Here is a 21,911-nt window from a genome sequence, read left to right as displayed (position 1 = left end):
ACATACTTAGCTTAAATACACCGAGTCACGCGGCGGCGTTATGAAACAACTAATTGATTTTATTCCTCTGATTATCTTTTTTGCCTTATACAAATTTTACGATATCTATATAGCAACAGGGGCACTGATCATCGCCACCCTGGTGCAAGTTGTACTGGTTTGGGCCTTGTATAAACGCGTGGAAAAGATGCAAATCATCACTGCCGTTTTGGTCGCCATCTTTGGCGGCATGACGCTATTTTTTCACGATGACAACTTCATCAAGTGGAAGGTAACTATCGTGTATGCCTTGTTTGCCATTGGCTTGGCGGTGTCCGAGGCGATGGGTAAACCGCTAATCAAGAATATGCTCAGCAAAGAGATCACACTGCCAGAACGCGTGTGGCGCACCATTAACTGGGCCTGGATCGGGTTCTTTTCGCTTTTAGCCGGGGTAAATATTTATGTCGCTTACAGCATGCCGCTTGATGCTTGGGTGAACTTTAAGGTCTTCGGCACTTTGATCCTGACCTTCCTGTTTATGATTGCAACTGGGGTGTATATCTACCGCCATCTACCCAAAGAGAGCAACTCAGACCAATAAAAACTTGCCCAAATGCTGTGTTAGCGGTCACAATTCTAATCTTATCCTGAAAAAAAGGGGCTAGCCCCTTTTGAATAAGATGTGAAGAGAGCCATGCCTGACAACAAAAACAACTGCCCCCGCGGCCAACTGCTGCTTCGTACATTAGCCATGCCCGCCGACACCAACGCCAATGGCGATATTTTTGGCGGCTGGATCATGTCCCAGCTCGATTTAGCTGGCGCGATCCTCGCCAAAGAGATCTCTGGTGGACGTGTCGTTACTGTGTCAGTCAACGACATTACGTTTAAATCGCCCGTCAGTGTTGGCGATGTAGTCTGCTGCTATGGGACGTGTCAACGTATCGGCAATACCTCGATCACTATTGAGCTTGAGGTCTGGGTTAAGCCCGTTAGCCATGATGAGATAGGCGATCGCAGCAAAGTGAGCCATGCGACCTTTAATTATGTTGCGATTGATGAAAGCGGTCGCCCTCGCGCCATCAATAAATAATGCGATCAACAAGAAAAAGGGCCTGTTAAATTGCAGGCCCTTGGTGTATCCGCTCGATAAACATCACCACCGGCGTGGCTACGAGACTAACAACCGCTTTAATTGTGCGACGTGCTGATCAAAAAGCAACTTATCTGTTTTCTTCCCACTTTTGGCGATGGTCAGCCACTGCACGCCCGTGTCATCCTGGTGGCTATATTCAATGCGTAGCACGTATTTTGCGCTAGTCAGCAAAGCTAACAACGCACCTGCAACAAAGCCCACGGCAGGTAAGTACTCCGCGTAAGGCAGCTCACCGACCAACATAAAAAATAAAAAGCTCGCGCTTAGTATTCCTAGCCCTAACATCCTCAGCAGGTGATCTTTCCACGTGAGCTCTTCAACGCTGGCATCAACAATATTGTGCATCGCGTAACAGTCATCATTCACACATAAACGGGTTAGGGTTTGTTTTATTACCACTGACTTTCTCATGCTTATTTCCATATCAAGGTGTGTGAGCCAGTCACACTGTCACAAGGTTCATTCCACTGTGGCGATTATTATGTCTATTTTTACTAACAGGGCGAGCACGACTAAACGCAAACGTGACCCACAACACTGAACACTTAATACGTTCCGTGTTAACTATTTATACACACGCCTGCTACGCTCAAGACAGTGGTGACTTTGTAGATAATGGACTATCGGCATGACCATCCTAACCGGGATCCAACCTGAACTTGATAGACACCAGCTCTCTGAGCTGAATGTCGACCTGCTGTCGGCTGTGCTACGCGGTGCAGACATGCTGGTCAGTGGTGATGATAGACTTGCCAATATTAATCACTTGCTCGCGGAAATTGGCGCGGTGACGCAAGTCAGTCGTGTGTGGGTGTTTCAAGTATTAGCGATCAGCGATACCGATATTTTGCAGGATTATGTCTTCGAATGGGCAAACGAGAAAAAGTACGCGCAAATTCGCCTCCCTCATTTTAATCATTTCAGCTCTAGCCTCGCGCACCCCGAATACCGTGAGCTGATAGAAAGCAGACAGCGGGGCGAATACCAAGCGGTCATTACTGATCAGTTACCCTCGTCTTGGCTCAAACGCTACTTAACACAACAGCGCATTTTATCGATGTTAACCATCCCCGTCATTGTCGATAATAAATGGTGGGGAACGCTGGGGTTTGATGATTGCGAGCGAGAACAACAGTGGTCAGAAAGCGATGTGACCTTGCTGCGCGCGACGGGACATCTGATCGCTAGCACTGTGCTAAAAAACGAGCTGTTTTCTAAACAACGCCAAATAGACATCATTAAAGACAATACCCACTGCAGCACTTGGCAAGTGGATGTACAACGCGGCATCTGCTGGTGCTCGTCAGAGATCATCGGCGACATTGGCATTAGCAGCATTCGTGACTCTCGCACTTACACCAGCCGGCACTGGCTGCGCCGCATTCATCCTCGGTATCGTCGAGCGTTTTTCTCACGGGTGCGCCACTTTTTATCTCCCGCTGGTAACGAGCTAAAAATGGACTTGCAGGTTCAACGCGACAATGGCGAATATACGTGGGTAGAAATCACCACCAATAACGGTCCTAAAAATAAGCCTCAAGGTGTGGTCGCCGGTGTAATGTGGGATATCAGTCAGCGAAAGGCGGAAGAACAAGCATTAATGCGCCAAGCCGCGACCGATCCGCTCACACAACTATACAATCGTCGTCAGTTTGCCAGCGACCTTGCTCGCTTTGGCGACAAAGCCCGTTACCGACATCAACCCCTATCCCTGCTTATTATTGATATCGACCATTTTAAACGCATCAACGATAATTACGGCCATATCGTTGGCGACCAAGTCCTCGAAGCTTTCGCGTCTTTGCTCGAAGCGCACCTTCCTCTGCACAGCAACATTTATCGTATTGGTGGGGAAGAGTTCGCTTGTCTGTTGCCTAATACCGACCAACAAGCGGCGCAACACTGCGGCTCTAAGCTATGCGAAGCAATTTATGATCACCACTCGATTCTCGACTATTCCCCCGCTATCCGTGTGTCCGTGTCAATTGGCTGTGCAGAGCTCGACGCCGCCATGCTCGATGCTAAGCACCTCTACCAGCATGCCGATGACGCTTTATATAACGCCAAACTCTCTGGGCGCAATCGGGTGGTCAGTTACGCTTAATCTTGTAGGGGCTTTTTCGGTCAGTACACTGACCTCACCCACCGCCGTTATTCAGTGACGACGGTGATTTGCTAAACTATAGGTAACACTCTAGGTTTTAGATCCCCCTCAAGGAGCTTCTATGCCAGCTCGCCCGGACTTTCTCGACAACCTCTCTCCTCATCACGGCAAAGTCGTCCCTGGTGCACTGAGCCAAGAGACACAAACGGCTCTTGCTGCCAAACTCGACGCAATGCCCAATGGGCAAACTTGGTATGCCGACATCTACAAAAAGGCGATCTATGGACCCATGGTCTTCCGCGATCCAGATCTCAACATCGCTGACACTATTGAGGCACTGCTGCCAGACTATCGCATTTTGGCTGACTTATATTTGGAGAAAACGCCTGACGATCAAGGCTTTCCTTTCCATACTGATTTTGACTCAATTGGCTTTATGGAGCGGCCGGAAGATATGCTCACGGTATGGATTCCACTGACCCCCGTGAAAGAACTCGGATCAGGGCAGCTATCTATCGTGATGGAAGAAGGCGCGGTGCGCCTATCGCTGATCCGCGAAGCCAATCAATTGCACTCACTGGTGCGCATTGCCGACCCGTCGGTGCCCGAGCACCCGCCATTTCAAATCACCCAGCAAGAGTATGACTATATGGAGAAGGGCAAAGTGACCCCTGCGTTGGATGCAGGTGATGCGCTGCTTTTTTGTAACGCTTTTTTCCATAAATCAGAGGACGTCTACCAAGGAAAACGCGCCGCCTACATCATGCGCTTGGTGCCTAAAGATGCCAAATTTAGCAAAACACGCCTGCTGGCACTGAGAAAACTCGGACAGAACCTGGCGGTAGTCGAAGAGTTACTGAAAACGCACTATCCAGAGGCGTTGTAAAACTTAGCGATCCGCTGGATGATGAACCCCATCCATCACGGGAATATTCTCCAACTCAAACGGATTGACGCCATCTAAGCAGGCAATATTGAATCCAAACTCACTCGGATTGGAGCGACGTTGGTGATGGGTGTAAATGCCACAGCGTGAGCAGAAGTAGTGCTTAGCCGTGTGGGTATTAAAGGAATAGACACTGAGTTGTTCACTGCCAGCAACGACACGCAATTGTGCAAGCTTGACTGAGCCAACAATGGCGCCGCGGCGTCGACACATCGAGCAATCGCAACGTCTGGGTTTTTCAATGCCATTGGGTAACGTAAGGGCTAACACAACCGCTCCGCAGTGGCAGCGCGCCAAATGTTCGGGTTGGATGGGCGTTTGACCGACTTGTTTTATCATGCGCTTACCTGCTCAGTTTCATGATTATCGAGTGGATAGACTTTCTTAAAACGCTCTAACACCAAAGGGGATTGGGTTGTAAACGGCACGCCGAGTGCTTGTCCCTCTTGCTCAAAAAACGCAAAATGCGCCTGCCGCCACCATGCATAACTCTTGTCGCCTTCACCTTCCGCAGCGGCAAATTCAGCAGTCACTTGATCAAACGGGCACTCGCTCACTTCAGTCACCTTGATAATACAAACCGGCTGCTGCGCCCAATTAAGCACCACGGTTAAACGTCCGACTTGCGGGTAAGGTTCGTTTTCGATCTCGTAGCATGCTTTTAGGCTGCACGATGCGCGTTTTATGCCTTGATCAATCAAACGGGCGCATTCGTTAGCATTGTATTCATCCGCGCAAAAGTACTCGGCAATCGTTTCAGGCACCGCCTGACGCTCGGCGTCACCTAGAGTGGCAAGATAGGCGTTTAAAAATGCCTGTTGTTCTGTATTCATAAGCATCCTTGTTTATTCAATTATCCAATTCGCGGCGCCAGCTCCCGACTCCTGAAAGCGAAGTTTTATCGGATAGCTGTCACCACAGCCTTCGACAATCCATAGCTCCCGCCACACCCTTGTACCTACCTCGCCTGATGGCATTTCCCGCACATAAGGCACAAATTCCTCTGGCTTCTCACAGCCTTGTGAAGCCACCGTAACCAGCACCCCTGCCATGGCATCTTGGATCAATTTTTGATTAGCTAGCGATCCTTCTTGGATCGCTCCTTCGGGTAGCGACTGCGCCATCGATGAAAAAGAGACCGCCAAAGCCCCAAACACGAGTAAAGCCCGTAGCCAATTCGTCATACTCAAAAACGCCCTTAAAAATGAATCATCAACAGTCTCAATGGAGGGGTCTACAGACAGCATTCAATCTCCATGAACATCAGCCACAAACGCCTCTCCCACTTATCATATTGCGATAACTCCACCAATGCGTATTGGGTCGTTGCCGCTACTCATAGTTCTGCCAGTATTTGAATATGGCTGTGAGCAACAAAGCCTAACGACTCGCAAAGGCGTCGAGAGGCAATATTTTCCCGGTTGGCGCGATATCGGGCGACACGTCCCCTCTTTTCAACCTCTTTGACCCACCTTGAAATCAGTGCCTTGCCGACACCACGCTGACGGCAGTTTGGTGTCACTAAGATAGACAGCGATTCAAAGGGCTCGACACCACAATCGTAATGATCACGCAGTGGCACCACCAGCAAGCGAGAATGGATGCTCGCTCCTAGCACTATGAACCGGTCCTCTCATCAGAATGGTCTGCTATCAAACGGCCGAACTCGTCTGTAAAGGCGGTTTTGGCCTCGTCGAACGAGAGCTTGTGCTTCTTGCGATGAGCGGCTTTCTTGCGAGGATTCCAGTCAAAGATAAGACGACTCATGCATTACATTGTAGGTATTATCAACACCGCTAACGCCCAATTAGCACTGCTCAAACTGAACACCTGTGGCTAAAAAGTCAAAATGGTGTTCCGTCCTCGTCTTCTGTTGCATCTAATTCGGTAGACGGCTCAGGAGCAGAAAGAGCGCCTTCAACCGGCATCTGCTCCCACATCTCATTCTGATGGAGCCAGATCGGATCAGCATTTTCCTCAATGAACTGATCTATAGGAATACCATCCGCGGTTGGTGGCCGCTTTATTCTGACTTGCTTGCCATTCATAAAAATCCACTGGTACTTCCTTTGCCGCTCTGCTTTCGCGGCTTTCTTTGCTCTCTTTTGAGCCGGAGTGAGCTTTTTCTTAACCTTTGCCATATCTGAACTTTTTGGTGCTAACACCTGCCATAAACGGCCGCGTGAAACGAGGTCTGGCGACAGAAGAAACGCATTTAATATGCTTGGTTATGTGCTCTACTACTCTGCGACAAGCTTCTTGACCCTAAGGTCTTTACGGTGTTGCTCAGCATGCCACAGTTCATATTGGGACTGCTGCGTTAGCCAGCTCTCCGATGAGGTATTAAAAGCAATAGAAAGCCTAATAGCCATTTCCGGACTAACACCGGCTTTGCCATTCAAAACGGCGCTTAACGTTTTCCGGCTCACCCCGAGCGCCTCCGCAGCTGCTGTAACAGATAGGCCAAGGGGTTCTAGGAAAAGCTCTCGTATGACTTCACCGGGATGGGGAGGGTTGTGCATCAACATAGGGGTACCTCAATGATAGTCTTCGTAATTCACTACCTCGGCGTCTCCATCCTCAAACCGAAACGTGACGCGCCAGTTATCGCTTACCGTCACAGCCCAGATTCCCGACCGGTTGCCGGAAAGTTCGTGGAGCCTTAGGCCCGGCAAATCCATATCTTTGGCGCCGGAAGCCGCATTGAGCCTACCGAGAATAAGCCGAAGCCTCTTTGCATGAGCGGTTTGGATCCCTGCAGTGCAGCCGGACTTGAAGAATTTCGCCAAGCCCTTGTGTTTAAAGCTTCGAATCATCTCCTTGTTGTAACCTGTAACGCATCAGGTGTCAATGTGCATAACGCTGCGTTCACTGGCAAATTTGCCAGTGAGCGCCTTGTTATGGCATGACGCTATTCGCAGACATACCAATTATTGGGGTAGTCCCAAATTAAAGTTGGCTGGAACCCATTGACAGTAAAACGAGCATCCCTTTTGTATACAGCTTGAGCTACATTAATTTTTACTTTTTCATCCGTTTTGTCTTCTATGTATCCAACATAAACATGATCACCACGATCAAAGTCCTTGCATATTCTTGTGCCTATTTTTGACGCTAGAACTAAATTTCCTTGCTCAGCTTGCTTTTTAAGCTTTTCTTGTAACGTGCGCCATTTTTCTTCTCTCTCCATTTTTAATCTTTGTGTAAACTCAGTCGGAGATTCAAATCCAAGTTTAGCCGTGGAAATATCGAGCCAACTCTGATTTGAAATTTTTGAGTTTTTTTCATACGCCAAAACACCGATGTCTTCACCTGCGCTACAGAAAGCTGTGCTTGATTTCTCTCCCACCATGCCCGCTTTACCAATAGAAACTTTATAAATGGGCGATTCAGAAATTTTATCGCTACACCAACCATTTTTATAGATTCCGCCGTTGGCACTGCAATGGCCATTGATAAGACTCTCAAGTTCTCCCTTCGTCGAACTCGAATCTAGGCACCACCAACGTCTGAACATTCTATATTCGTTGCCGTCCACAATTCCTGGATTCTTCCCTGAAGGGTCGAACAACTTATATGGACTAATAAGTCCCGCTTGCGATGCCTCATAATATTGGCTCAGGGTATCAACTATGGATGAAGAATAACTTACCGTCGGCTTTTTCGCAGCCATGTTTACACAGCCAGAAATTAGTAATATGCAAGACAATAAAACTGTGTATTTCAATTTAGAACTCCTTTTTTTGCCATAACGCCCAATTAAGGTGTGAAGCACGCTACCACTACACTCAATTTGAACACCTTAATCACTAAAACTGACTCGACCTAAAAATGCCAAGCGTGCTGAATGATGTTGATCCACTTTAACGGACACGTCTTTCGTTAAGTACATTGTTTTTCAAACGCTATCGGCGACATATAGCCAATGCTACTGTGTAACCGTGTTCGATTATAAAAGTACTGAATATATTTTCTGAGCTTCTCTCGTAAGTGCCTTAAGTTAGCAATCGGTGCATCTTTGATTAACTCGCCCTTAAGCGATTTAAAGAACGACTCGACTTCTGCATTATCCGTACATTTCCCTGGCCGATTCATGCTCTGCTCAACACCGTGTTCCGCCAGTAAATGTCGCACCCTATCCGCACAATACTCGCGCCCTCTGTCGGTATGAAATAGCAGTCCCCGTTTAGGCTTTCGGCTAGCGAGTGCTTTGACGATGGTGAACATCGTCAAGTTTGAATCAAGTCTGTCGCTGAGTGCCCAGCTAAGTACTTTTTTTGAGTAAACATCAATCACTACCGCTAAGTAGCCCCATCGGTTTCCTACTTTTATGTAGGTAACATCCGCGGTCCATTGTTGATTGATTTTGCTCGCTTTTTCTTGTTCTAAACGTCGATTGACGAGTCCTTTAAAGAACGTCCGACTCTTTTTCTGACGACGGTAAACACGGTCCACTCTCGCCTTTAAACCGGCTTCTCGCATCAAGCGGGCCACACGCTTACGACTCACTGCGAGACCTTTTGCCTTCAACGCCGCATGGATTTTAGGACTCCCATATCTGCCTTCGCTTTTACGGTAGATGAACGCTATCTCTGCGCCTAGCCCACTATCTGCGCGCGCGTGTCCTGACTGTCCGCGGCTTAGCCAATCATAATAGCCACTACGAGGCACAGAAAGGTGCCTACACAGCTTCTTTACTGAGTAAACATCACTATATTGCTTTACGAATCGGTAGGCTTGCGCCTTTGTTCTGCTTGAAAGCGTTGCCACTTTTTAAGATATCGTTCTCCTCTTCAAGCTCCGTGATCCGTCGCTTGAGCGCCGATAACTCATCCTTCGCCTTGTCTGGCTTCACTTTATTTTTTAGGGACTTGACCATACCAAACTCTCCATCTCGATACGCTTTAGGCCATTTCGATAGCATGAATGGATGGATATCAAGCGCCTCTGCAACCGACTTCACTGTTCGATGCGTCTCATAGCTCCATTCAACCGCTTTCAGTTTGAAGTCTAGTGAATATTGCGCTGTCTTTTTACCCGTTTTATAGGCTGGCATACTGACCTCCTCAGGTCGTCGATGCGTGTCCAGTAAAACGGATCAAGTCCACTGTCGCTCTGCCGCTGATTGTTAGGGCTCGTTATTTCCACCGCGCTCAATTACCAACCTTAATCGCTTGCTTCTTTTTGAATGGGACTGTGATGCCCATACCATAAGGTGCCCTTCATGAGCCATTTATTGCAATGAAAGATCTTTATCGACTCTTTCTTGTGGGATAAGGCCTGTCCATTCATCTCCTGGCTGGATAACGCGCGGTAGTGGTAAATTATCATTTGGGTTAGGAAATAAAGCCGCATGGCTTGGCTTTCCCAGCAATCTCTGAGCAAATGAATCATAGAACTCGATACCAACCCCCTTAAGAGTTGTTGGACAACTTCCGGTATTTGAAATAGTAATAGAAACCCAAGTTTTACCCTCTCGGGATGGATCTCCGAGTACCTGCATATTTGGAGATAAAAGCATTGATAACTTGGGGCCGTTGCTTATCCATTTAAATACGTCCCAAACTAGCACTATCGTTGCGACTAAGGCACCCCACCACGCAGCGATTTCACTTACACTAAGAGCCATATATTTTGTTCCTCGAACTCGGTGCCCTAACGCCGCCAACAGGTGCCCATTTGTAGTGAAGCCGCAGGCACAACGAAAAATGGGTCGCCCTGCTTGGCATTGTTACATGCTTTTGCTATACTTTGTATCACATTGTATTACAGATTCACACATTTGGTGATGTTATGAAAAACGAAATGCTGAGCACCCGAATTGACCACGACACCAAGTTAGCGTTTACTCACGTTTGCGAGAACATGGGACTTAGCCCCTCTCAAGCAATAAAGCTTTTTGCCAAAGCGGTCGTTAATTACGGCGGCATACCCTTTGAGCTTAAAGTCAAGCAACCCAATGCAGCAACAGCCTCAGCCATCTCCGAGCTCGAGTCCGGCAAGGCAAATACCGCCAGCAATATTGAAGAGCTATTCGAAGAATTCAATATCGGTAAGACCGACAATGCTTAAACTCGAGTACTCAAGACAATTTAAAAAGGACTTCAAGAAAATAGCAAAACTTTCGATTCCCGATGTAGTTGAAGTCGGTCATGTCATTAAACAATTACAGCTCGGGGAAACACTACCGGAAAAATACGTTGATCATTCTTTGTCTGGAAACTGGCAGAATTATCACGGAAAACGCATGAACATCCCCGTCACGAAAGGCTTCCCAGCACGGTCGCCAGGTACTCTTGGTCCATCGCGCACATCATTCGCTTGCGTTGAATACCGGCTTTAAAACTCTTCTCTTGCTTTAATAAATTCAGAACCATTTGCCTTATTCGTGCAAAAATTTCCGCTCGGTCATCGACTCTTATTCGGCAAGCATCTTCTTTTAATCCAACATCAAGTTGCCAATGCATTGATTCAATTAATCAGTGTGAGCGCGTGGCATCATGAAGCTCTTTCGCTGTCAGTGCTTTTGAACTTATATAATAGCGCACAGAAATATCGGATTCTTCGGCGTGTTTGCCTTCTTGTCGAACACTCACCATGATGCCCATCGTTTTTAGTTCAGGCCAATCATAAGCCAAATCACCTAATACACTTAAATTAGTATTAATCAGGGCACATCGTGTTTCCAAACGCCCATGCGATTTCTCTTGTGATGAATAGCTATCGCCATCAAAATTTTGAAGCATTGAGGGGCGGTAATAATTATCAAACGCTTCATCTAACCTGCCTTGATTTCCTTTAACAGCAAGCAAGTAATCAGCATTTTTATCGATGATTTTCTGTGCGATTTTGTGCTGACAACCCATAGCATCTATGGTAATCAAACAACCTGAAATATCGAGCAATTCCAGCAGCTTAGGGATGGCCGTAATCTCATTGGTTTTACTATTTACTTTCGACTGTCCGAGGCATACACCATTTGCTGTTGCGAATGCATTAACCATATGAATAGCAGCTTGGTCTGTTGCTCGATTATATGAGCCCCTTAATGTTTTTCCATCAATGGCAACCACTTCGCCATCCGTTAATTCATGACAGGATTTCATCCATTCTATAAAGGCTTTTTGTAATGCCTTTGGACTGATGGTTCCCATCACTCTTGCGATCGTATCTGCCGACGGTGACGTTTTACCTGAAAAGCCAAAACGTAATAAGAAATCGCGCTGCTTACGGCCATAATCACTAATACCTTTCCAAGTATCATGGCCAGAAAGAACCGCACAGATCGTTATCAAAATAATATCTGATAACGTATGTTCAACTTTTCCTTCTTGGCGAATATCTTTGATGGAAACGAAATGCATAAATGGACTTTTTTCTTCTGTCATTTTTAATCTCCTAAACATTAGGAGACCATTAAATCGCACTGAAAATGATCAACAAATTGATCCTTGATTTTCACTAGTTTTAATTAATAAAGATGATACAACGCACGGTTTTAAGCCTTAATTGACAACTAAGTCATTAAATCGCTAACCCAGTCATGGCGCGGATCTTCATACGTTTTCCCTGGCAGAATTATCGAGATTGCCACGTAAAACCGGATTTAGTTTTGATTTACAAAGTCGATGACACCTCTATCAAACTGGCTCGAATTGGCACCCATTCCGAACTATTTCGATAACATGTAACGTTTCAAGCTGTGGCTGCGAAGCAGTCCGACAGTCTTGACTTGTTATGTACGGCGCAGATAGTTGTTAAGCTCTTCAACCAACTCAAGCGCTTCATTTTTTGTAAGATAAGGTACTTTTATAGTTCGAGCCCAAAAGAAACTTTTACCTGTTTTTGAGCTAACCTCAGAAAAAGGCATAGCCAACAATTTATTATCTTTGCGGTTCGGTATAGGAGTTAAAAAATCCACATCTCGATACAAAGTTTCGCTGTCTGGAGCTTTGGCCTCACCCTTGACTTTTGCGGCAGCTATTAGGCCACACCATTTGTGCGAAAAGAAAACAATATCTCCCACATGAACATGATGAACGAACCTCTTCGCATCGCCATATGCTTCAAGACGACTATTATCCATCATTGACCAAATAGAGTTTTCATCCCAACTACGATTTGTGTCGAATAGCACTCCTTTCACATCACTCGGATTTTTATGTTTATCATATGGAAGAGCAAAAAACTCAAAGTACTTTTCTCCAGAAAGTTCGTAAACTCGATATGGCAAAAAATCAATAGATATTCCATTTTTCTTCCAGTAATCTACGGATGATATTAATGATTCATCTGCTGCACTACCGATAACCAATAGGTGTTGCTTATTGTTTATTTCTTTTGGATCTAATTGATACTCAAGATTAAAAGCCTCTCTGTGAGCTTCAACTAGCGACATTTCACTTTTGGTATATTCTTTGAACTTTCTTTCTAACTTTTGGTAGCTCCATTGGCCTGCATCTTGTGCATACCTTAGTGCTTGATGAACAGCATCTTGAGCAGCTGATGCACGCTTTAACTCAAATATAACTAATTCACCACTTTCATTAAGTGCATATATATCAGCTTCTGCTTGCCATTGCCTTTCCTGAAAAACAGGCATTAACCTAGCATCCTCAAACAATACATCTAAAATACTATTTGCAATTAAGTTTTCTAAATCTTTCTCAAGCTTTCCGAAACTAGAAAAATCTTTGAACTCTACGGGGTCTAGCTTTTCAAATACGTTAGCTTGTTCTTCTATTTTGTAGAGCATCTCAACATTCCTTTTAGTACATAACGCCTAAATCAGGTGCGCTGTAGGCGTCACCTGGATTTACTTGTTATGTGTGTATTGGATACCGCCTATTCTCAGTTCTTGGTGACTTTAGGTAATTGACCATATCAATCGCCGAAATATGATTATCACAAATATCGCCACATAAGAGCATGAACCATTTTAGAAGTGCATACTCTGACTCAGACTCTAAACTATGATACACACCAACTGCTTTCCTTGGATCTGTTATCAGGCCGGAATCTGAATGATACGAGATAATCCCTTTATTTAACACGCAAATCATATTTGGCCACAAATGTTTTGCCTCTTGGCTAAGCTCCTCTATAAAATTCTCGGTAACTACTTTTAGCGCAGGGCTGTCAGAACAAAAAACAAACGTCCATATTGCATCGCAATTGTGCTTCTCTGGAGATAAACCTTCCTCATTCATTCGATAATGGTAACCCATACGAACTCGATTTTTACCACGGCCCGTGCGATCAAGCGCTCGAACTCTTTTTAGTTTTCTGAGGGAATCTAACAACTGATTTTTGTCCAGAAAGCTCTTCACTTCTCCGGCAGCAACTACAGACTCGCAAGGATATAAATATTTACTACTCGTGACTTTGAACTTTGGTGCAACAAATCTATCGTAAATTATTATGTCTGTTTGTTGAGAAACATTACCATCAACATCAACAATAAAACCAGAATTCACTCCGAAACGTTCAGGTAGGTATTCTCGAAGAAGCTTGATGACGACTTGCTCCCTGCCCTCTCCTCTTTCGCCAAAATGAGGGATGTGCTCCGCCAATTCATCATAATCAAGCTTTATCTGCTTAGATACGGACTGGAAAATACTCTGTAAATCAACCACATCATCTTTCATAAGAATCTCTTTTACACATAACGCCCGCTTCAGCTGCACAAAAACACTCCTGTTTTGGTGTCAACCTGCAAGCGCTTGTTATGTGAAAATAAAAAATCATTCACTCAAAGAAAATAAATTTGTTATTTGCTCCCAACCATATAAGTATTTTTCCTCTTTTTTCGGATCCTTAATTTTAAATAACGGGACATTTGCCTCCCAATTAACTGATTTACTTATTTCTTCGCTTGGAACAACAAATACTTCAGGCTCCTTGCTCTCATCTTCCCATATATTGCAAAACACATAGAAAAAATGTGCAGAAGGACTTGGTTGATGCTTACCCACCATCCATTGCCTTGGTTGATTCCGTCCCTGAGAAGATTTTACTTGAACACTAACTACATCTTTGCCATCGTTTGTAACAAGCATATCAACACCTTGAGCACCTTGATTCATAAGTGCTACAGCTAAACCTCTGCGGCTCAGATTGTACGCAACTAGATACTCACCAGCATCCCCAACGATTCTACTATTTAATTTCATAATTCTCTGACTTATCGATAAATTCAAATTTTTCACATAACGCCAAATTAAGGTGTGAACAACGCTAACCACCTACCTAATGCATTGTGCCATAAACACTAAACTTGCTTGAAGTGAGAGCGATTAGCGTTGTGAATCACCCTTAAATTTTATTGTTAGGGCGCAGAACCTATTGGTATACGCTGACTTCGATTAAATTCTTATCAAGATCCAAAAAATAGACCGATTGGATTGAACCAACAGCTCCTGATTTTTCTACGGGACCCTCAATGATCTTGACATTTTCTTTGACCAAATGCTCTATCACTGACGCCAACGACCAATCAGTAATTAAGCAAATATCACCTGAACCCACATTGGCTATATTTCGTGGTTCTTGACCCAGAAGCTGAAAGTTAATTTTCTGATTTCCAAACGTTACAGCTTTCCGACCGTTGGAAAAAGTGACTTCATCCATGCACAAAACCCGCTTGTAAAAATCTACTGATTTTTCTATGTTGGAAACTGTAAGGACAATATGATCTATGTGACTAATCATCACTTTACTCCTTGCGCCCTAACGCCTCGTTCACCGGCGAGTAAGTTGGCGCTGTTTTGCGTGCATTTTCTTTTAGCAAAGACCGCGACAACTGTATCGAGTCCGAGTGCAACGACTTGTTAAGTGTTGTTTTTACCACCAGAGTGCATAGCCTTTTCTGCATCATTTAATGCTGTAGATAACGCAATGTACTCTAATGGGTTAACAATGCCGTCGTTAGTTTTAATTTTTTTATTGAATATTTTTATAAAATAGCGATGTGGAATAGGTATAAGTGTAGAAATAACCAAAGGAATTGCAAGACAGCCAAGCGCAAACCAAATACCTAAGTTTTGATAAATCAAATACGCAACATAATATCTACCAATTTTAATTGGCCAGATTAGCGCATACCAATAAGGCAACATTAACCGCCCTTGCTTCGGATCTATTTCAGCATTTCTACTTATTTCAAGGCACGAACGTTGCATAGCAAAGAAATATAGTTCAACAAAAACAAGTAGAAAAAATATATATAACACGATAACTCTCTCCTGAAAAACTTAACGCCCAAGTAACATGCTAATAAAGCTTGGCTATTATTGTAAGCGCAGCGAACCAAGCCTTATTAGTCCGTGTTGATTTGCTTGTTAAGCGGCGTTGTTCCACGCTCCCTGACTTGTGCAGTCAAAGAACACTACTTCAATGTCATTTCCAAAGTAATCTCTAATCATCTGATGCACTCTTGTGCAATAACCTTGATCTTCATCGAAAACGGACACAGCTATTCTAGTAACATTTGACTCGGCAATACGCCTAAGAATATGGACATCATGCTCACCAAAGCCCCAACCATATATAGTTATATTGTTTCCAACTTTTGGTAACACTTCGCGGTAAACAGTATTAAGGTAATGGCTGTTGTGAATTGCTTTAACTTTTTGACTTGAAGTGCCCTCGCTAACGAACAATGGAATATAGTTTCCAGATTCCCATTGTCGCAGGATTGCACGCAATAAATCCCTAGAACCAGCTTCTAGTTTAACTTCCTCTTCCACAACATTTCGAGCTAAAACCAAACTACCGTGAGGATAAAAAACCAAAGTATTGCGTCTATCCCAACGGCTAATTGACTCTCGGAATCTTTGCCAGTCCTCATCAAACTCACCACGTAAGAAACAGTCCTTAAAACTATGTCCATTAAACTCACGATTGGCATACATTATTACCCAATAAAGTGACAGGTCGTAGTTAAGAGAAAGTACTGTTTTGAAGGAGCTAAGGAAAGTTGCGATGTCAGAAAATTGCTCCTCAACTGCATGGTATTCAGGGTGGATACTACGTACAGCCTGAATCAAGCACTCTCGAACATGTTCATAAGCGCTTCTAGTTGCATTGTCAGCAATTTCTAGAGCAAGATTGACTCGATTGGCTTGCCATACAAGACGCAAGATCAATTCAAAATCATCAGTCTTAAAATGACTAAAAAGCTGTTCAACATGGTGGGTCAACAACCCATTATCAATCGTATGTTGTTTTAATGAAGAGTAGGAAAAACTACCATCAATGCCAATTGAAGCACCATTTCCAAGTAGTAGTGAACCATCAAACCTATCCGATATATCGGACCATTTCTCAATTACGTATGTCATTTTTATTATCTCCTAGCCGCTTAACGCCCAACTAAAGGGCAAAAACCAAGCCCATTAACCCAATCAAACCAGCTAAAACCTCAAAAACAAACCGAAGCAAAAGTGCTACGTGTTTTTGTCCCTTTAAGTTGTTTGTTAGGCAAATTTCTGGGAGAGTTTCAAAAGCCTATCATAATGCTCCACACCATCAAGAACATAATCTTGGAACGCGTCAGGTGATTTATCCGAACCCGACACTGAAATATTCGATTCAACGTCCTTTACAGCTAGCTTCTGAAGATCTCGAGTTGCAGGTAGCTGTGTGGTTGAGTCGAATGGCGTTGGATATGACTCATGGATAGTTTTTCGACACAAGCGCCCAAGAGAAAATAATTGGTTTCTTAATAAAACATCGAGTGTCTCTTTGAGTTCATTAGCCAACTCTTTTTCAATATCTAGGTCTTTTATTACTTCGTAGATGTACCAGAAATTATCTATTCTTTCATCTTTGTTACCCCCTTCGTAATAAAATCCATCACTCACAGGGTTTCTGACTAGCTTGATGTGCATCTTAAGCATCTCAATCGTTGATGATTTTAAACCCAAGACGGTATCTTCAAGCTCCGATTTAACTTCTCGCAGCTTAATAATATTTCCACCAATAGATAACTCGGATACGTCTTTCCAAAAAGCCGTTATTAGTGATAGCAGCGCAATCCCGAAAGAAAATGCAACGAACTCACTTCCATTTAGATAACCGTGTACTAATAGTAAAAAGGAAAACAGTAAACCACTACACCCTATTACTATGAAAAATATAGTGCGCAAATACTTCAAATTATCTCCTTTGCCTAACGCTTCATTCAGATGCGCCGAAGGCGTCACCTGGAATGACTTGTTATAAATCATTTTGCTAACTCACCCGTTAGCGCTTCGCCTTTCGATTTATCCCACTCTTGTTTCAATAATTCTTGAACTTTACCTTCTAGCTCAACCAATTTCACCTGAATATCATTTTTGATTGCTTCTTTTTCAAGCATGTCCACAAGCTCTTGAGAGAGGGAAATTATTGCTTTGTCAAGATGATGCTTATTATCTGAGCTTGGATTAACTCTTAACTTCAGATGAACTTTAAGCTCATTAATTCTTGGTTTATTACTAACGCTAGAATTATTCATTTGTTCATATATTAACTTCACAAATTCTGCGCATGTATCTCTTAGTTCTTTCCTCCAGACAGCCCGCTCATCTGTAACAGTTTTAATAAGCAGGTTCTTATTGTTATTTTTTAACGCAACTCTTGCAGTAAAAAATACACCGAATACAGCAATGATTGCCACTGAAATTTCTTTATATTCCATTACTACTCTCAAATTTTAAAAAGTCCCGATACATGGGATGGTTTATAACGCTGCCAACACGGGTAGCTTTGTAGTGGAGGCGAAGCCGCAAAGGAAAAGCTGTCCCAGTGCTTGGCCTTGTTAAAGCTTTGATGCGGAATAGTCATCAGACGGGTGCCCGCAACCACATTTCAATAACGTGCCAGCCAATGTAAAAACACGCACCAACTATCAACGCTCGGAACTGAATCTGACCAAGGGAACTAGCTTTGCTGACATTGCTATCTATGGCTTGCCTAATGCCCTCACTTGCAGCTTGAACCATTTCAGGGTGGCTTCCCACGCTGGGATGCCGGCCTGCTTCAATCTGCAACATGGCTGCATTCGAATAAAGAGTAGAGCTAACATATTCGAGGTGACGACAACCGCAAAAAAAGCTCACGCCCCAACACAAAATTGCGATCCCGAGGGGCAGATGGCTCCACGTTAACGCTAAACCCTGGGTTTGATTGAGAGAGAAACCGATTGAGGCACCCGCCGCGGCAAGCAAAAAATATGTATATTTACTCTGTGACTCTCGAAGAGCCCGATATATTTCTCTGTACTCGTCAGAAGCCATGAAGGTCTCTCAGTTTTCGCTTTAACGCCCCAATCACGCGCCCAAATTGTTGGGTGCTTTTTGGTGATACACTGACGCGAAGCGGCAATCACCCAAAGCCGCGCGACGATTTGGGTCGCCTTGAATTGGTTTGTTAGTTTCATTTTTTAAGAACAAGACATTGATATTGCGCTATTCTATTTAAATCCGCCGTATATTGCGGAAACTCAGATTGTAACAAGCATAGAGCATCAGCAAATGTGATTTGATGCAAATTTGACTTGTAATCAAAGATTAAGCAATTTATACGTGATTCAAACGACTCTATACCCGGCTCAGCTTTGCATTGCCCCCACATGACTTGATCGATTTCATCTTCGGGGTCTTCCAAAGGACTATTGGCCTGAACATATAAGTTTGACAGCATTGCTTCATACAGCGATGTTAATAACTGATCTTTGCAACGTAATAGCCAAGCCAAAGTGATCAAGTTGTGTCCAAAGAAACCAAACTGCTCAATACAAGATGATAATACATCTGAGAGACTGGCCTTTACTGGCACTGGTTTCGAGTTAACGTTATCTATATTTGAAAACGTAGACGTAACGAACTCTGTAAAACGATTAAGAAAGGCTGGGATCTGATGTTCATTCAATTGCCTATAGACACTATTCATTGCAAGCAATATCGTCACATTGTGGGATAAGTATTCATTGGCAGATGCTGCTTTGGTGGCAAAGTGGCGAAAAATCTCATCAAAACCTTTGTTTTGATACCACTGAAAAGTAGCTTGATAAGCTGCGGGATAAATACCACGATTCAGTATTCTTTGAATACGAAAGTCTTGTAATGCTGGTGCTTGAACAGATTCCTCATATGTAGGCTGTACCAAAACTGAATCATTAGCCATCAAAATAGACGTATGAGAAAAAAGTTTGTCATTTTCACCAAAACGTTTAGCAAGGAAATTTGCTGATAAAAATGCTTTCAACGCATGAGGTTGATGAATTATTGCCCCACTATGTAAGGCTTGTTCTAACAATTCCAAATTGTTCATATATCTTCCATGAAACTAACGCTTGCCTAACCGGCGCGAAATAGCAGGCTAAAATTAGCGACGAAGGAGCGCAAGCCTGCTGTTTTGCGTCCTTTGGTTTAGGCACTTGTTATATGCCTTAGTGCTCGATACCTACCCGCAGTTTTGCAATTTCGAAAGAAAGTACAAAACCAAATGTGGCAAGAAGACCTAAACACTTTCCTCTATCATCTTCACAGTCTTTAAACTTATCATACATGTCAGGTCGTCGTTTTTTCACGTACGAATCAGTTTGTGTTAGTTCTCTATACTCAAATCTGGGCTTAGTGACATCGTGAGCTAATGAATTTCTTACCTTCTTTATCTCATTTAAAGGCTGGATTAGCTTCCGATACTCTTCAATATCCTCATCTTCTTCAGGTGTGTAAATTTTTAAAAAATCCTTAAAAACATCAATTTTTGCTCCCAGCATCTTATTTTCTATATCATCATCAATGACCTTGAGGAGATTAACCAACTTATGCTCAATTAGCAGAACAATAGTAAAAAACATACCAACCAATTCATAGTCTTCTTTTTCTCGCTCTCTTGCCCATTTGTTCCCTTCAATCATGAGCTTTTTTAACTTCTCACCAATATCAATCGGTTCGTCTGATTGAATATAACGAATTGGCTTGTATTCTTTCTTCTTTTTTCGCTTGTAATAGCCAAGCATGTTTAAGAGCTTTTCCATGATGCCTCCACAGGCATATAACATTGTATTAGTGCGCGTGCTCGATTTGTCAAAACCGTTATACGCGTCATTTTTTAACTAACTACCTATAATTAAACACATTTTTAACGCTTGAAGCAATCACCTTGTCTGCGAAAGTGTGCATGCCGCCTATCCCGGACAAGGCGTTCACACTATCCTCAAAGGATAACTTGTAACCCTCTGATTATATTGAACTAATAATTTCTCTTTCGGCGATAATGTGAATGTGTCTCGAAAAAGCGTGCACACTATTTGGCTTTCTCTACCAATAAGCTGTATGAATAAACAGTCTTAGATGGAGGGAAAGGATCATGACCAAAAGCCCGTTTATGGCAAGCCTTCAGCACGAGCTCAGGCGGCGAGGCTATGCGATCAAAACTGAGAAGAGTTACCTATACTGGGTGCGCCGATTTATCCTTTTCCATCACAAGCAACACCCTACAGAGCTCAGTGACGAGGATGTAAAAACGTTTCTGTCTTATTTGGCCAATGCGCAACAAATTTCACCGAATACGCAAAAGGTTGCACTCAATGCACTGGCCTTTCTATACAACCAGTTTTTAGACCAGCCGCTAGGTAAGATTGCGTTTAGTCCATCCAAAAAATCGCCGCGAATTCCAATTGTGCTCAGTAAAGAAGAAGTTGCCAGAATTTTTGCCTACCTTGGCGCAAGAGATAAGCTGATTTGTGGGCTGATGTACGGCAGTGGCCTACGCATCAATGAGTGCTTGAGGTTACGCATCAAGGATTTGGATTTTAATCATAACGCGATCACTGTTCATAATGGCAAAGGTGGAAAATCACGCACCACCTTGCTGCCTAATCAATTGGCCGATGAGTTACATACATTATGTGAAAGAGCTGTCGACATTCAGCAAGGCGACAATCAAAAAGGTATCGGACCCTCCATGCCTTATGCGCTGGATAAAAAATACCCCAATGCATACCGTAAGGCAGGCTGGATGTTTATTTTTCCTTCTTACAATTATTGCCACCACCCAGTGTCTAATAAGCTCTGCCGACATCATCTGCATGATTCCAATGTGCGTAAAGCCTTGAATCGAGCAGTGCAAAAGGCCGGTATCACCCATAAGCACGTTACCTGTCATACGTTTCGCCATAGCTTTGCCACGCAGATGCTTTTGGCGGGTTACGATATTCGCACCATTCAAACCTTATTGGGCCATACCGACCTCTCTACCACGCAGATCTATACCCATGTGATTGGTCAGCAATTTGCGGGCACAACAAGCCCAATGGATTTGCTTTAATACCCACGCTACCGCCCTTTGGTTTGCGGCGTCCAAAAGGCCTTACAGGGCAATTTTTGCGGGCTAGGTTATCAGACGCTTGGCAGTGTGTTTAGGCAAAGGGGTCTAAAATGTTGGTGGGGTCAGAATTTAGAAATTTGCGGGGGGTTATAAACGCAAAAAGCCGCTGACTGAGCAGCGGCTTTTTGATATGTGGCGGAGAGATAGGGATTCGAACCCTAGAAGGGCTATTAACCCTTGCCGGTTTTCAAGACCGGTGCTTTCAACCACTCAGCCATCTCTCCGGAACGCGGCGTATATTATTGGGTTGGGGTTGGCTTGTAAAGTGAAAAACTATAATTTGGAGTGCGTTTGGTTAGCTTTCAGCCAATAAAAAAAGAGGCCAGTGTTTGGCTGACCTCTTT

Annotated in this window: 30 protein-coding genes, 1 tRNA gene and 1 pseudogene; 8 read left to right on the top strand and 24 right to left on the bottom strand. The window is 43.8% G+C overall.

Translation table 11 applies throughout. The annotated features are described in order from the left end of the window. The first annotated feature begins 40 nt into the window (after positions 1-40). Together BZG13_RS05670 and yciA are read left to right on the top strand one after the other, a co-directional pair. On the top strand, positions 41-583 hold the full coding sequence (locus tag BZG13_RS05670; protein WP_077458921.1) for a septation protein A: 543 nt from the start codon (positions 41-43) through the stop codon (positions 581-583). A 93-nt stretch (positions 584-676) separates the two neighbouring features. Beyond that, entirely contained in the window at positions 677-1,075 is a 399-nt protein-coding gene (yciA, locus tag BZG13_RS05665; RefSeq protein WP_069362621.1) for an acyl-CoA thioester hydrolase YciA, read from the top strand. A 78-nt stretch (positions 1,076-1,153) separates the two neighbouring features. Here the strand turns inward: yciA and BZG13_RS05660 are convergent, their stop codons facing one another. Next, positions 1,154-1,549: a DUF6232 family protein gene (locus BZG13_RS05660; RefSeq protein ID WP_077485727.1), complete on the bottom strand. Its 396-nt coding sequence runs from the start codon at positions 1,547-1,549 to the stop codon at positions 1,154-1,156. 217 nt (positions 1,550-1,766) lie between these two features. Here BZG13_RS05660 and BZG13_RS05655 point away from each other — a divergent pair, with 217 nt between their 5' ends. Further along, positions 1,767-3,242, top strand: a complete 1,476-nt coding sequence (locus BZG13_RS05655; protein WP_077485725.1) for a sensor domain-containing diguanylate cyclase — start codon at positions 1,767-1,769, stop codon at positions 3,240-3,242. Positions 3,243-3,363: 121 nt separating this feature from the next. Beyond that, a complete protein-coding gene (locus BZG13_RS05650; protein ID WP_077485723.1) occupies positions 3,364-4,128 on the top strand; it encodes a hypothetical protein in 765 nt (254 codons plus the stop codon). A 3-nt stretch (positions 4,129-4,131) separates the two neighbouring features. On the opposite strand, the gene BZG13_RS05645 is transcribed toward BZG13_RS05650, so the two are convergent. From BZG13_RS05645 to BZG13_RS15255, 11 genes are all read right to left on the bottom strand, one after another. After that, complete coding sequence (locus BZG13_RS05645) at positions 4,132-4,527, bottom strand: GFA family protein (RefSeq protein WP_069362625.1); 396 nt, start codon at positions 4,525-4,527, stop codon at positions 4,132-4,134. Continuing rightward, a complete protein-coding gene (locus BZG13_RS05640) occupies positions 4,524-5,021 on the bottom strand; it encodes an ASCH domain-containing protein (RefSeq protein WP_077485721.1) in 498 nt (165 codons plus the stop codon). Before BZG13_RS05640 ends, BZG13_RS05645 begins: the two co-directional genes overlap by 4 nt. 12 nt (positions 5,022-5,033) lie before the next feature. Beyond that, the gene (locus tag BZG13_RS05635; RefSeq protein WP_198935506.1) at positions 5,034-5,435 is read right to left on the bottom strand and encodes a hypothetical protein; all 402 of its coding nucleotides are present in this window, start codon (positions 5,433-5,435) and stop codon (positions 5,034-5,036) included. An 89-nt stretch (positions 5,436-5,524) separates the two neighbouring features. Continuing rightward, positions 5,525-5,806, bottom strand: a complete 282-nt coding sequence (locus BZG13_RS15350) for a GNAT family N-acetyltransferase (RefSeq protein WP_198935505.1) — start codon at positions 5,804-5,806, stop codon at positions 5,525-5,527. Between the two features lie 226 nt (positions 5,807-6,032). Beyond that, positions 6,033-6,329, bottom strand: coding sequence for a hypothetical protein (locus tag BZG13_RS05625; RefSeq protein WP_077485719.1), 297 nt, complete (start codon positions 6,327-6,329; stop codon positions 6,033-6,035). A gap of 99 nt (positions 6,330-6,428) precedes the next feature. After that, positions 6,429-6,710 (bottom strand): HigA family addiction module antitoxin, encoded by a 282-nt coding sequence (locus BZG13_RS05620; protein WP_241824781.1) that lies wholly within the window; start codon positions 6,708-6,710, stop codon positions 6,429-6,431. A gap of 15 nt (positions 6,711-6,725) precedes the next feature. Further along, positions 6,726-7,004, bottom strand: a complete 279-nt coding sequence (locus BZG13_RS05615) for a type II toxin-antitoxin system RelE/ParE family toxin (RefSeq protein WP_077485715.1) — start codon at positions 7,002-7,004, stop codon at positions 6,726-6,728. A 95-nt stretch (positions 7,005-7,099) separates the two neighbouring features. Further along, on the bottom strand, positions 7,100-7,915 hold the full coding sequence (locus tag BZG13_RS05610; protein ID WP_077485713.1) for a hypothetical protein: 816 nt from the start codon (positions 7,913-7,915) through the stop codon (positions 7,100-7,102). A 155-nt stretch (positions 7,916-8,070) separates the two neighbouring features. Continuing rightward, positions 8,071-8,958, bottom strand: coding sequence for an IS3 family transposase (locus BZG13_RS05605; RefSeq protein ID WP_077485711.1), 888 nt, complete (start codon positions 8,956-8,958; stop codon positions 8,071-8,073). Next, on the bottom strand, positions 8,900-9,244 hold the full coding sequence (locus BZG13_RS05600; protein WP_077485709.1) for a transposase: 345 nt from the start codon (positions 9,242-9,244) through the stop codon (positions 8,900-8,902). The genes BZG13_RS05605 and BZG13_RS05600 overlap by 59 nt, the downstream gene beginning before the upstream one ends. Positions 9,245-9,421: 177 nt before the next feature. Further along, a complete protein-coding gene (locus BZG13_RS15255) occupies positions 9,422-9,817 on the bottom strand; it encodes a hypothetical protein (protein WP_131825185.1) in 396 nt (131 codons plus the stop codon). A 164-nt stretch (positions 9,818-9,981) separates the two neighbouring features. Between BZG13_RS15255 and BZG13_RS05590 the strand changes: the two genes are divergently transcribed. Next, positions 9,982-10,260 carry a type II toxin-antitoxin system RelB/DinJ family antitoxin gene (locus BZG13_RS05590; RefSeq protein WP_077458086.1) on the top strand — a complete coding sequence of 93 codons (279 nt, stop codon included), beginning with the start codon at positions 9,982-9,984 and terminating at the stop codon, positions 10,258-10,260. Continuing rightward, entirely contained in the window at positions 10,253-10,531 is a 279-nt protein-coding gene (locus tag BZG13_RS05585; protein ID WP_077485705.1) for a type II toxin-antitoxin system RelE/ParE family toxin, read from the top strand. The genes BZG13_RS05590 and BZG13_RS05585 overlap by 8 nt, the downstream gene beginning before the upstream one ends. Here the strand turns inward: BZG13_RS05585 and BZG13_RS05580 are convergent. Beyond that, positions 10,449-11,576 (bottom strand): annotated as a pseudogene (locus BZG13_RS05580) (ISAs1 family transposase). The gene BZG13_RS05585 and the pseudogene BZG13_RS05580 overlap by 83 nt on opposite strands. Before the next feature lie 155 nt (positions 11,577-11,731). Here BZG13_RS05580 and BZG13_RS05575 point away from each other — a divergent pair. After that, positions 11,732-11,872 (top strand): type II toxin-antitoxin system mRNA interferase toxin, RelE/StbE family, encoded by a 141-nt coding sequence (locus tag BZG13_RS05575; protein WP_077485703.1) that lies wholly within the window; start codon positions 11,732-11,734, stop codon positions 11,870-11,872. Between the two features lie 51 nt (positions 11,873-11,923). On the opposite strand, the gene BZG13_RS05570 is transcribed toward BZG13_RS05575, so the two are convergent. From BZG13_RS05570 to BZG13_RS05520, 10 genes are all read right to left on the bottom strand, one after another. Then, the gene (locus BZG13_RS05570) at positions 11,924-12,943 is read right to left on the bottom strand and encodes a hypothetical protein (protein ID WP_077485701.1); all 1,020 of its coding nucleotides are present in this window, start codon (positions 12,941-12,943) and stop codon (positions 11,924-11,926) included. A gap of 67 nt (positions 12,944-13,010) precedes the next feature. After that, positions 13,011-13,835, bottom strand: a complete 825-nt coding sequence (locus tag BZG13_RS05565) for a DUF6602 domain-containing protein (RefSeq protein ID WP_077485698.1) — start codon at positions 13,833-13,835, stop codon at positions 13,011-13,013. A 96-nt stretch (positions 13,836-13,931) separates the two neighbouring features. Next, a complete protein-coding gene (locus tag BZG13_RS05560; RefSeq protein ID WP_077485696.1) occupies positions 13,932-14,360 on the bottom strand; it encodes a hypothetical protein in 429 nt (142 codons plus the stop codon). A gap of 169 nt (positions 14,361-14,529) precedes the next feature. Continuing rightward, positions 14,530-14,898: a VOC family protein gene (locus BZG13_RS05555; protein WP_077485693.1), complete on the bottom strand. Its 369-nt coding sequence runs from the start codon at positions 14,896-14,898 to the stop codon at positions 14,530-14,532. Between the two features lie 119 nt (positions 14,899-15,017). Then, positions 15,018-15,419, bottom strand: coding sequence for a hypothetical protein (locus BZG13_RS05550; RefSeq protein ID WP_131825390.1), 402 nt, complete (start codon positions 15,417-15,419; stop codon positions 15,018-15,020). A gap of 108 nt (positions 15,420-15,527) precedes the next feature. Next, positions 15,528-16,529: a DUF4917 family protein gene (locus tag BZG13_RS05545; protein ID WP_077485687.1), complete on the bottom strand. Its 1,002-nt coding sequence runs from the start codon at positions 16,527-16,529 to the stop codon at positions 15,528-15,530. 135 nt (positions 16,530-16,664) lie between these two features. Beyond that, positions 16,665-17,417 (bottom strand): hypothetical protein, encoded by a 753-nt coding sequence (locus tag BZG13_RS05540; protein ID WP_077485684.1) that lies wholly within the window; start codon positions 17,415-17,417, stop codon positions 16,665-16,667. Continuing rightward, complete coding sequence (locus BZG13_RS05535; RefSeq protein WP_077485681.1) at positions 17,414-17,869, bottom strand: hypothetical protein; 456 nt, start codon at positions 17,867-17,869, stop codon at positions 17,414-17,416. The genes BZG13_RS05540 and BZG13_RS05535 overlap by 4 nt, the downstream gene beginning before the upstream one ends. Positions 17,870-18,606: 737 nt before the next feature. Continuing rightward, the gene (locus BZG13_RS05525) at positions 18,607-19,503 is read right to left on the bottom strand and encodes a hypothetical protein (protein ID WP_077485677.1); all 897 of its coding nucleotides are present in this window, start codon (positions 19,501-19,503) and stop codon (positions 18,607-18,609) included. Positions 19,504-19,621: 118 nt separating this feature from the next. Further along, positions 19,622-20,215, bottom strand: a complete 594-nt coding sequence (locus BZG13_RS05520; protein ID WP_198935504.1) for a hypothetical protein — start codon at positions 20,213-20,215, stop codon at positions 19,622-19,624. A 332-nt stretch (positions 20,216-20,547) separates the two neighbouring features. On the opposite strand from BZG13_RS05520, the gene BZG13_RS05515 reads away from it, so the two are divergent. Further along, a complete protein-coding gene (locus BZG13_RS05515; RefSeq protein ID WP_077485674.1) occupies positions 20,548-21,507 on the top strand; it encodes an integron integrase in 960 nt (319 codons plus the stop codon). A gap of 193 nt (positions 21,508-21,700) precedes the next feature. On the opposite strand, the gene BZG13_RS05510 is transcribed toward BZG13_RS05515, so the two are convergent. Continuing rightward, positions 21,701-21,791: transfer RNA gene (locus BZG13_RS05510), tRNA-Ser, on the bottom strand. Positions 21,792-21,911: the final 120 nt, after the last annotated feature.

This window comes from Salinivibrio sp. ML323, assembly GCF_001995745.1.
In the GTDB taxonomy this organism is placed as follows: Bacteria; Pseudomonadota; Gammaproteobacteria; order Enterobacterales; family Vibrionaceae; genus Salinivibrio; species Salinivibrio kushneri.
This window is presented reverse-complemented; position numbering and strand designations above follow the sequence as displayed.

Bases quoted from the DNA above. Each gene is read 5' to 3' on its own strand.
- BZG13_RS05670 (WP_077458921.1), top strand. From the start codon at position 41: ATGAAACAACTAATTGATTTTATTCCTCTGATTATCTTTTTTGCCTTA.
- yciA (WP_069362621.1), top strand. From the start codon at position 677: ATGCCTGACAACAAAAACAACTGCCCCCGCGGCCAACTGCTGCTTCGT.
- BZG13_RS05660 (WP_077485727.1), bottom strand. From the start codon at position 1,549: ATGAGAAAGTCAGTGGTAATAAAACAAACCCTAACCCGTTTATGTGTG.
- BZG13_RS05655 (WP_077485725.1), top strand. From the start codon at position 1,767: ATGACCATCCTAACCGGGATCCAACCTGAACTTGATAGACACCAGCTC.
- BZG13_RS05650 (WP_077485723.1), top strand. From the start codon at position 3,364: ATGCCAGCTCGCCCGGACTTTCTCGACAACCTCTCTCCTCATCACGGC.
- BZG13_RS05645 (WP_069362625.1), bottom strand. From the start codon at position 4,527: ATGATAAAACAAGTCGGTCAAACGCCCATCCAACCCGAACATTTGGCG.
- BZG13_RS05640 (WP_077485721.1), bottom strand. From the start codon at position 5,021: ATGAATACAGAACAACAGGCATTTTTAAACGCCTATCTTGCCACTCTA.
- BZG13_RS05635 (WP_198935506.1), bottom strand. From the start codon at position 5,435: ATGCTGTCTGTAGACCCCTCCATTGAGACTGTTGATGATTCATTTTTA.
- BZG13_RS05625 (WP_077485719.1), bottom strand. From the start codon at position 6,329: ATGGCAAAGGTTAAGAAAAAGCTCACTCCGGCTCAAAAGAGAGCAAAG.
- BZG13_RS05620 (WP_241824781.1), bottom strand. From the start codon at position 6,710: ATGCACAACCCTCCCCATCCCGGTGAAGTCATACGAGAGCTTTTCCTA.
- BZG13_RS05615 (WP_077485715.1), bottom strand. From the start codon at position 7,004: ATGATTCGAAGCTTTAAACACAAGGGCTTGGCGAAATTCTTCAAGTCC.
- BZG13_RS05600 (WP_077485709.1), bottom strand. From the start codon at position 9,244: ATGCCAGCCTATAAAACGGGTAAAAAGACAGCGCAATATTCACTAGAC.
- BZG13_RS15255 (WP_131825185.1), bottom strand. From the start codon at position 9,817: ATGGCTCTTAGTGTAAGTGAAATCGCTGCGTGGTGGGGTGCCTTAGTC.
- BZG13_RS05590 (WP_077458086.1), top strand. From the start codon at position 9,982: ATGAAAAACGAAATGCTGAGCACCCGAATTGACCACGACACCAAGTTA.
- BZG13_RS05585 (WP_077485705.1), top strand. From the start codon at position 10,253: ATGCTTAAACTCGAGTACTCAAGACAATTTAAAAAGGACTTCAAGAAA.
- BZG13_RS05575 (WP_077485703.1), top strand. From the start codon at position 11,732: ATGGCGCGGATCTTCATACGTTTTCCCTGGCAGAATTATCGAGATTGC.
- BZG13_RS05570 (WP_077485701.1), bottom strand. From the start codon at position 12,943: ATGCTCTACAAAATAGAAGAACAAGCTAACGTATTTGAAAAGCTAGAC.
- BZG13_RS05565 (WP_077485698.1), bottom strand. From the start codon at position 13,835: ATGAAAGATGATGTGGTTGATTTACAGAGTATTTTCCAGTCCGTATCT.
- BZG13_RS05560 (WP_077485696.1), bottom strand. From the start codon at position 14,360: ATGAAATTAAATAGTAGAATCGTTGGGGATGCTGGTGAGTATCTAGTT.
- BZG13_RS05555 (WP_077485693.1), bottom strand. From the start codon at position 14,898: ATGATTAGTCACATAGATCATATTGTCCTTACAGTTTCCAACATAGAA.
- BZG13_RS05545 (WP_077485687.1), bottom strand. From the start codon at position 16,529: ATGACATACGTAATTGAGAAATGGTCCGATATATCGGATAGGTTTGAT.
- BZG13_RS05540 (WP_077485684.1), bottom strand. From the start codon at position 17,417: ATGATTTATAACAAGTCATTCCAGGTGACGCCTTCGGCGCATCTGAAT.
- BZG13_RS05535 (WP_077485681.1), bottom strand. From the start codon at position 17,869: ATGGAATATAAAGAAATTTCAGTGGCAATCATTGCTGTATTCGGTGTA.
- BZG13_RS05525 (WP_077485677.1), bottom strand. From the start codon at position 19,503: ATGAACAATTTGGAATTGTTAGAACAAGCCTTACATAGTGGGGCAATA.
- BZG13_RS05520 (WP_198935504.1), bottom strand. From the start codon at position 20,215: ATGGAAAAGCTCTTAAACATGCTTGGCTATTACAAGCGAAAAAAGAAG.
- BZG13_RS05515 (WP_077485674.1), top strand. From the start codon at position 20,548: ATGACCAAAAGCCCGTTTATGGCAAGCCTTCAGCACGAGCTCAGGCGG.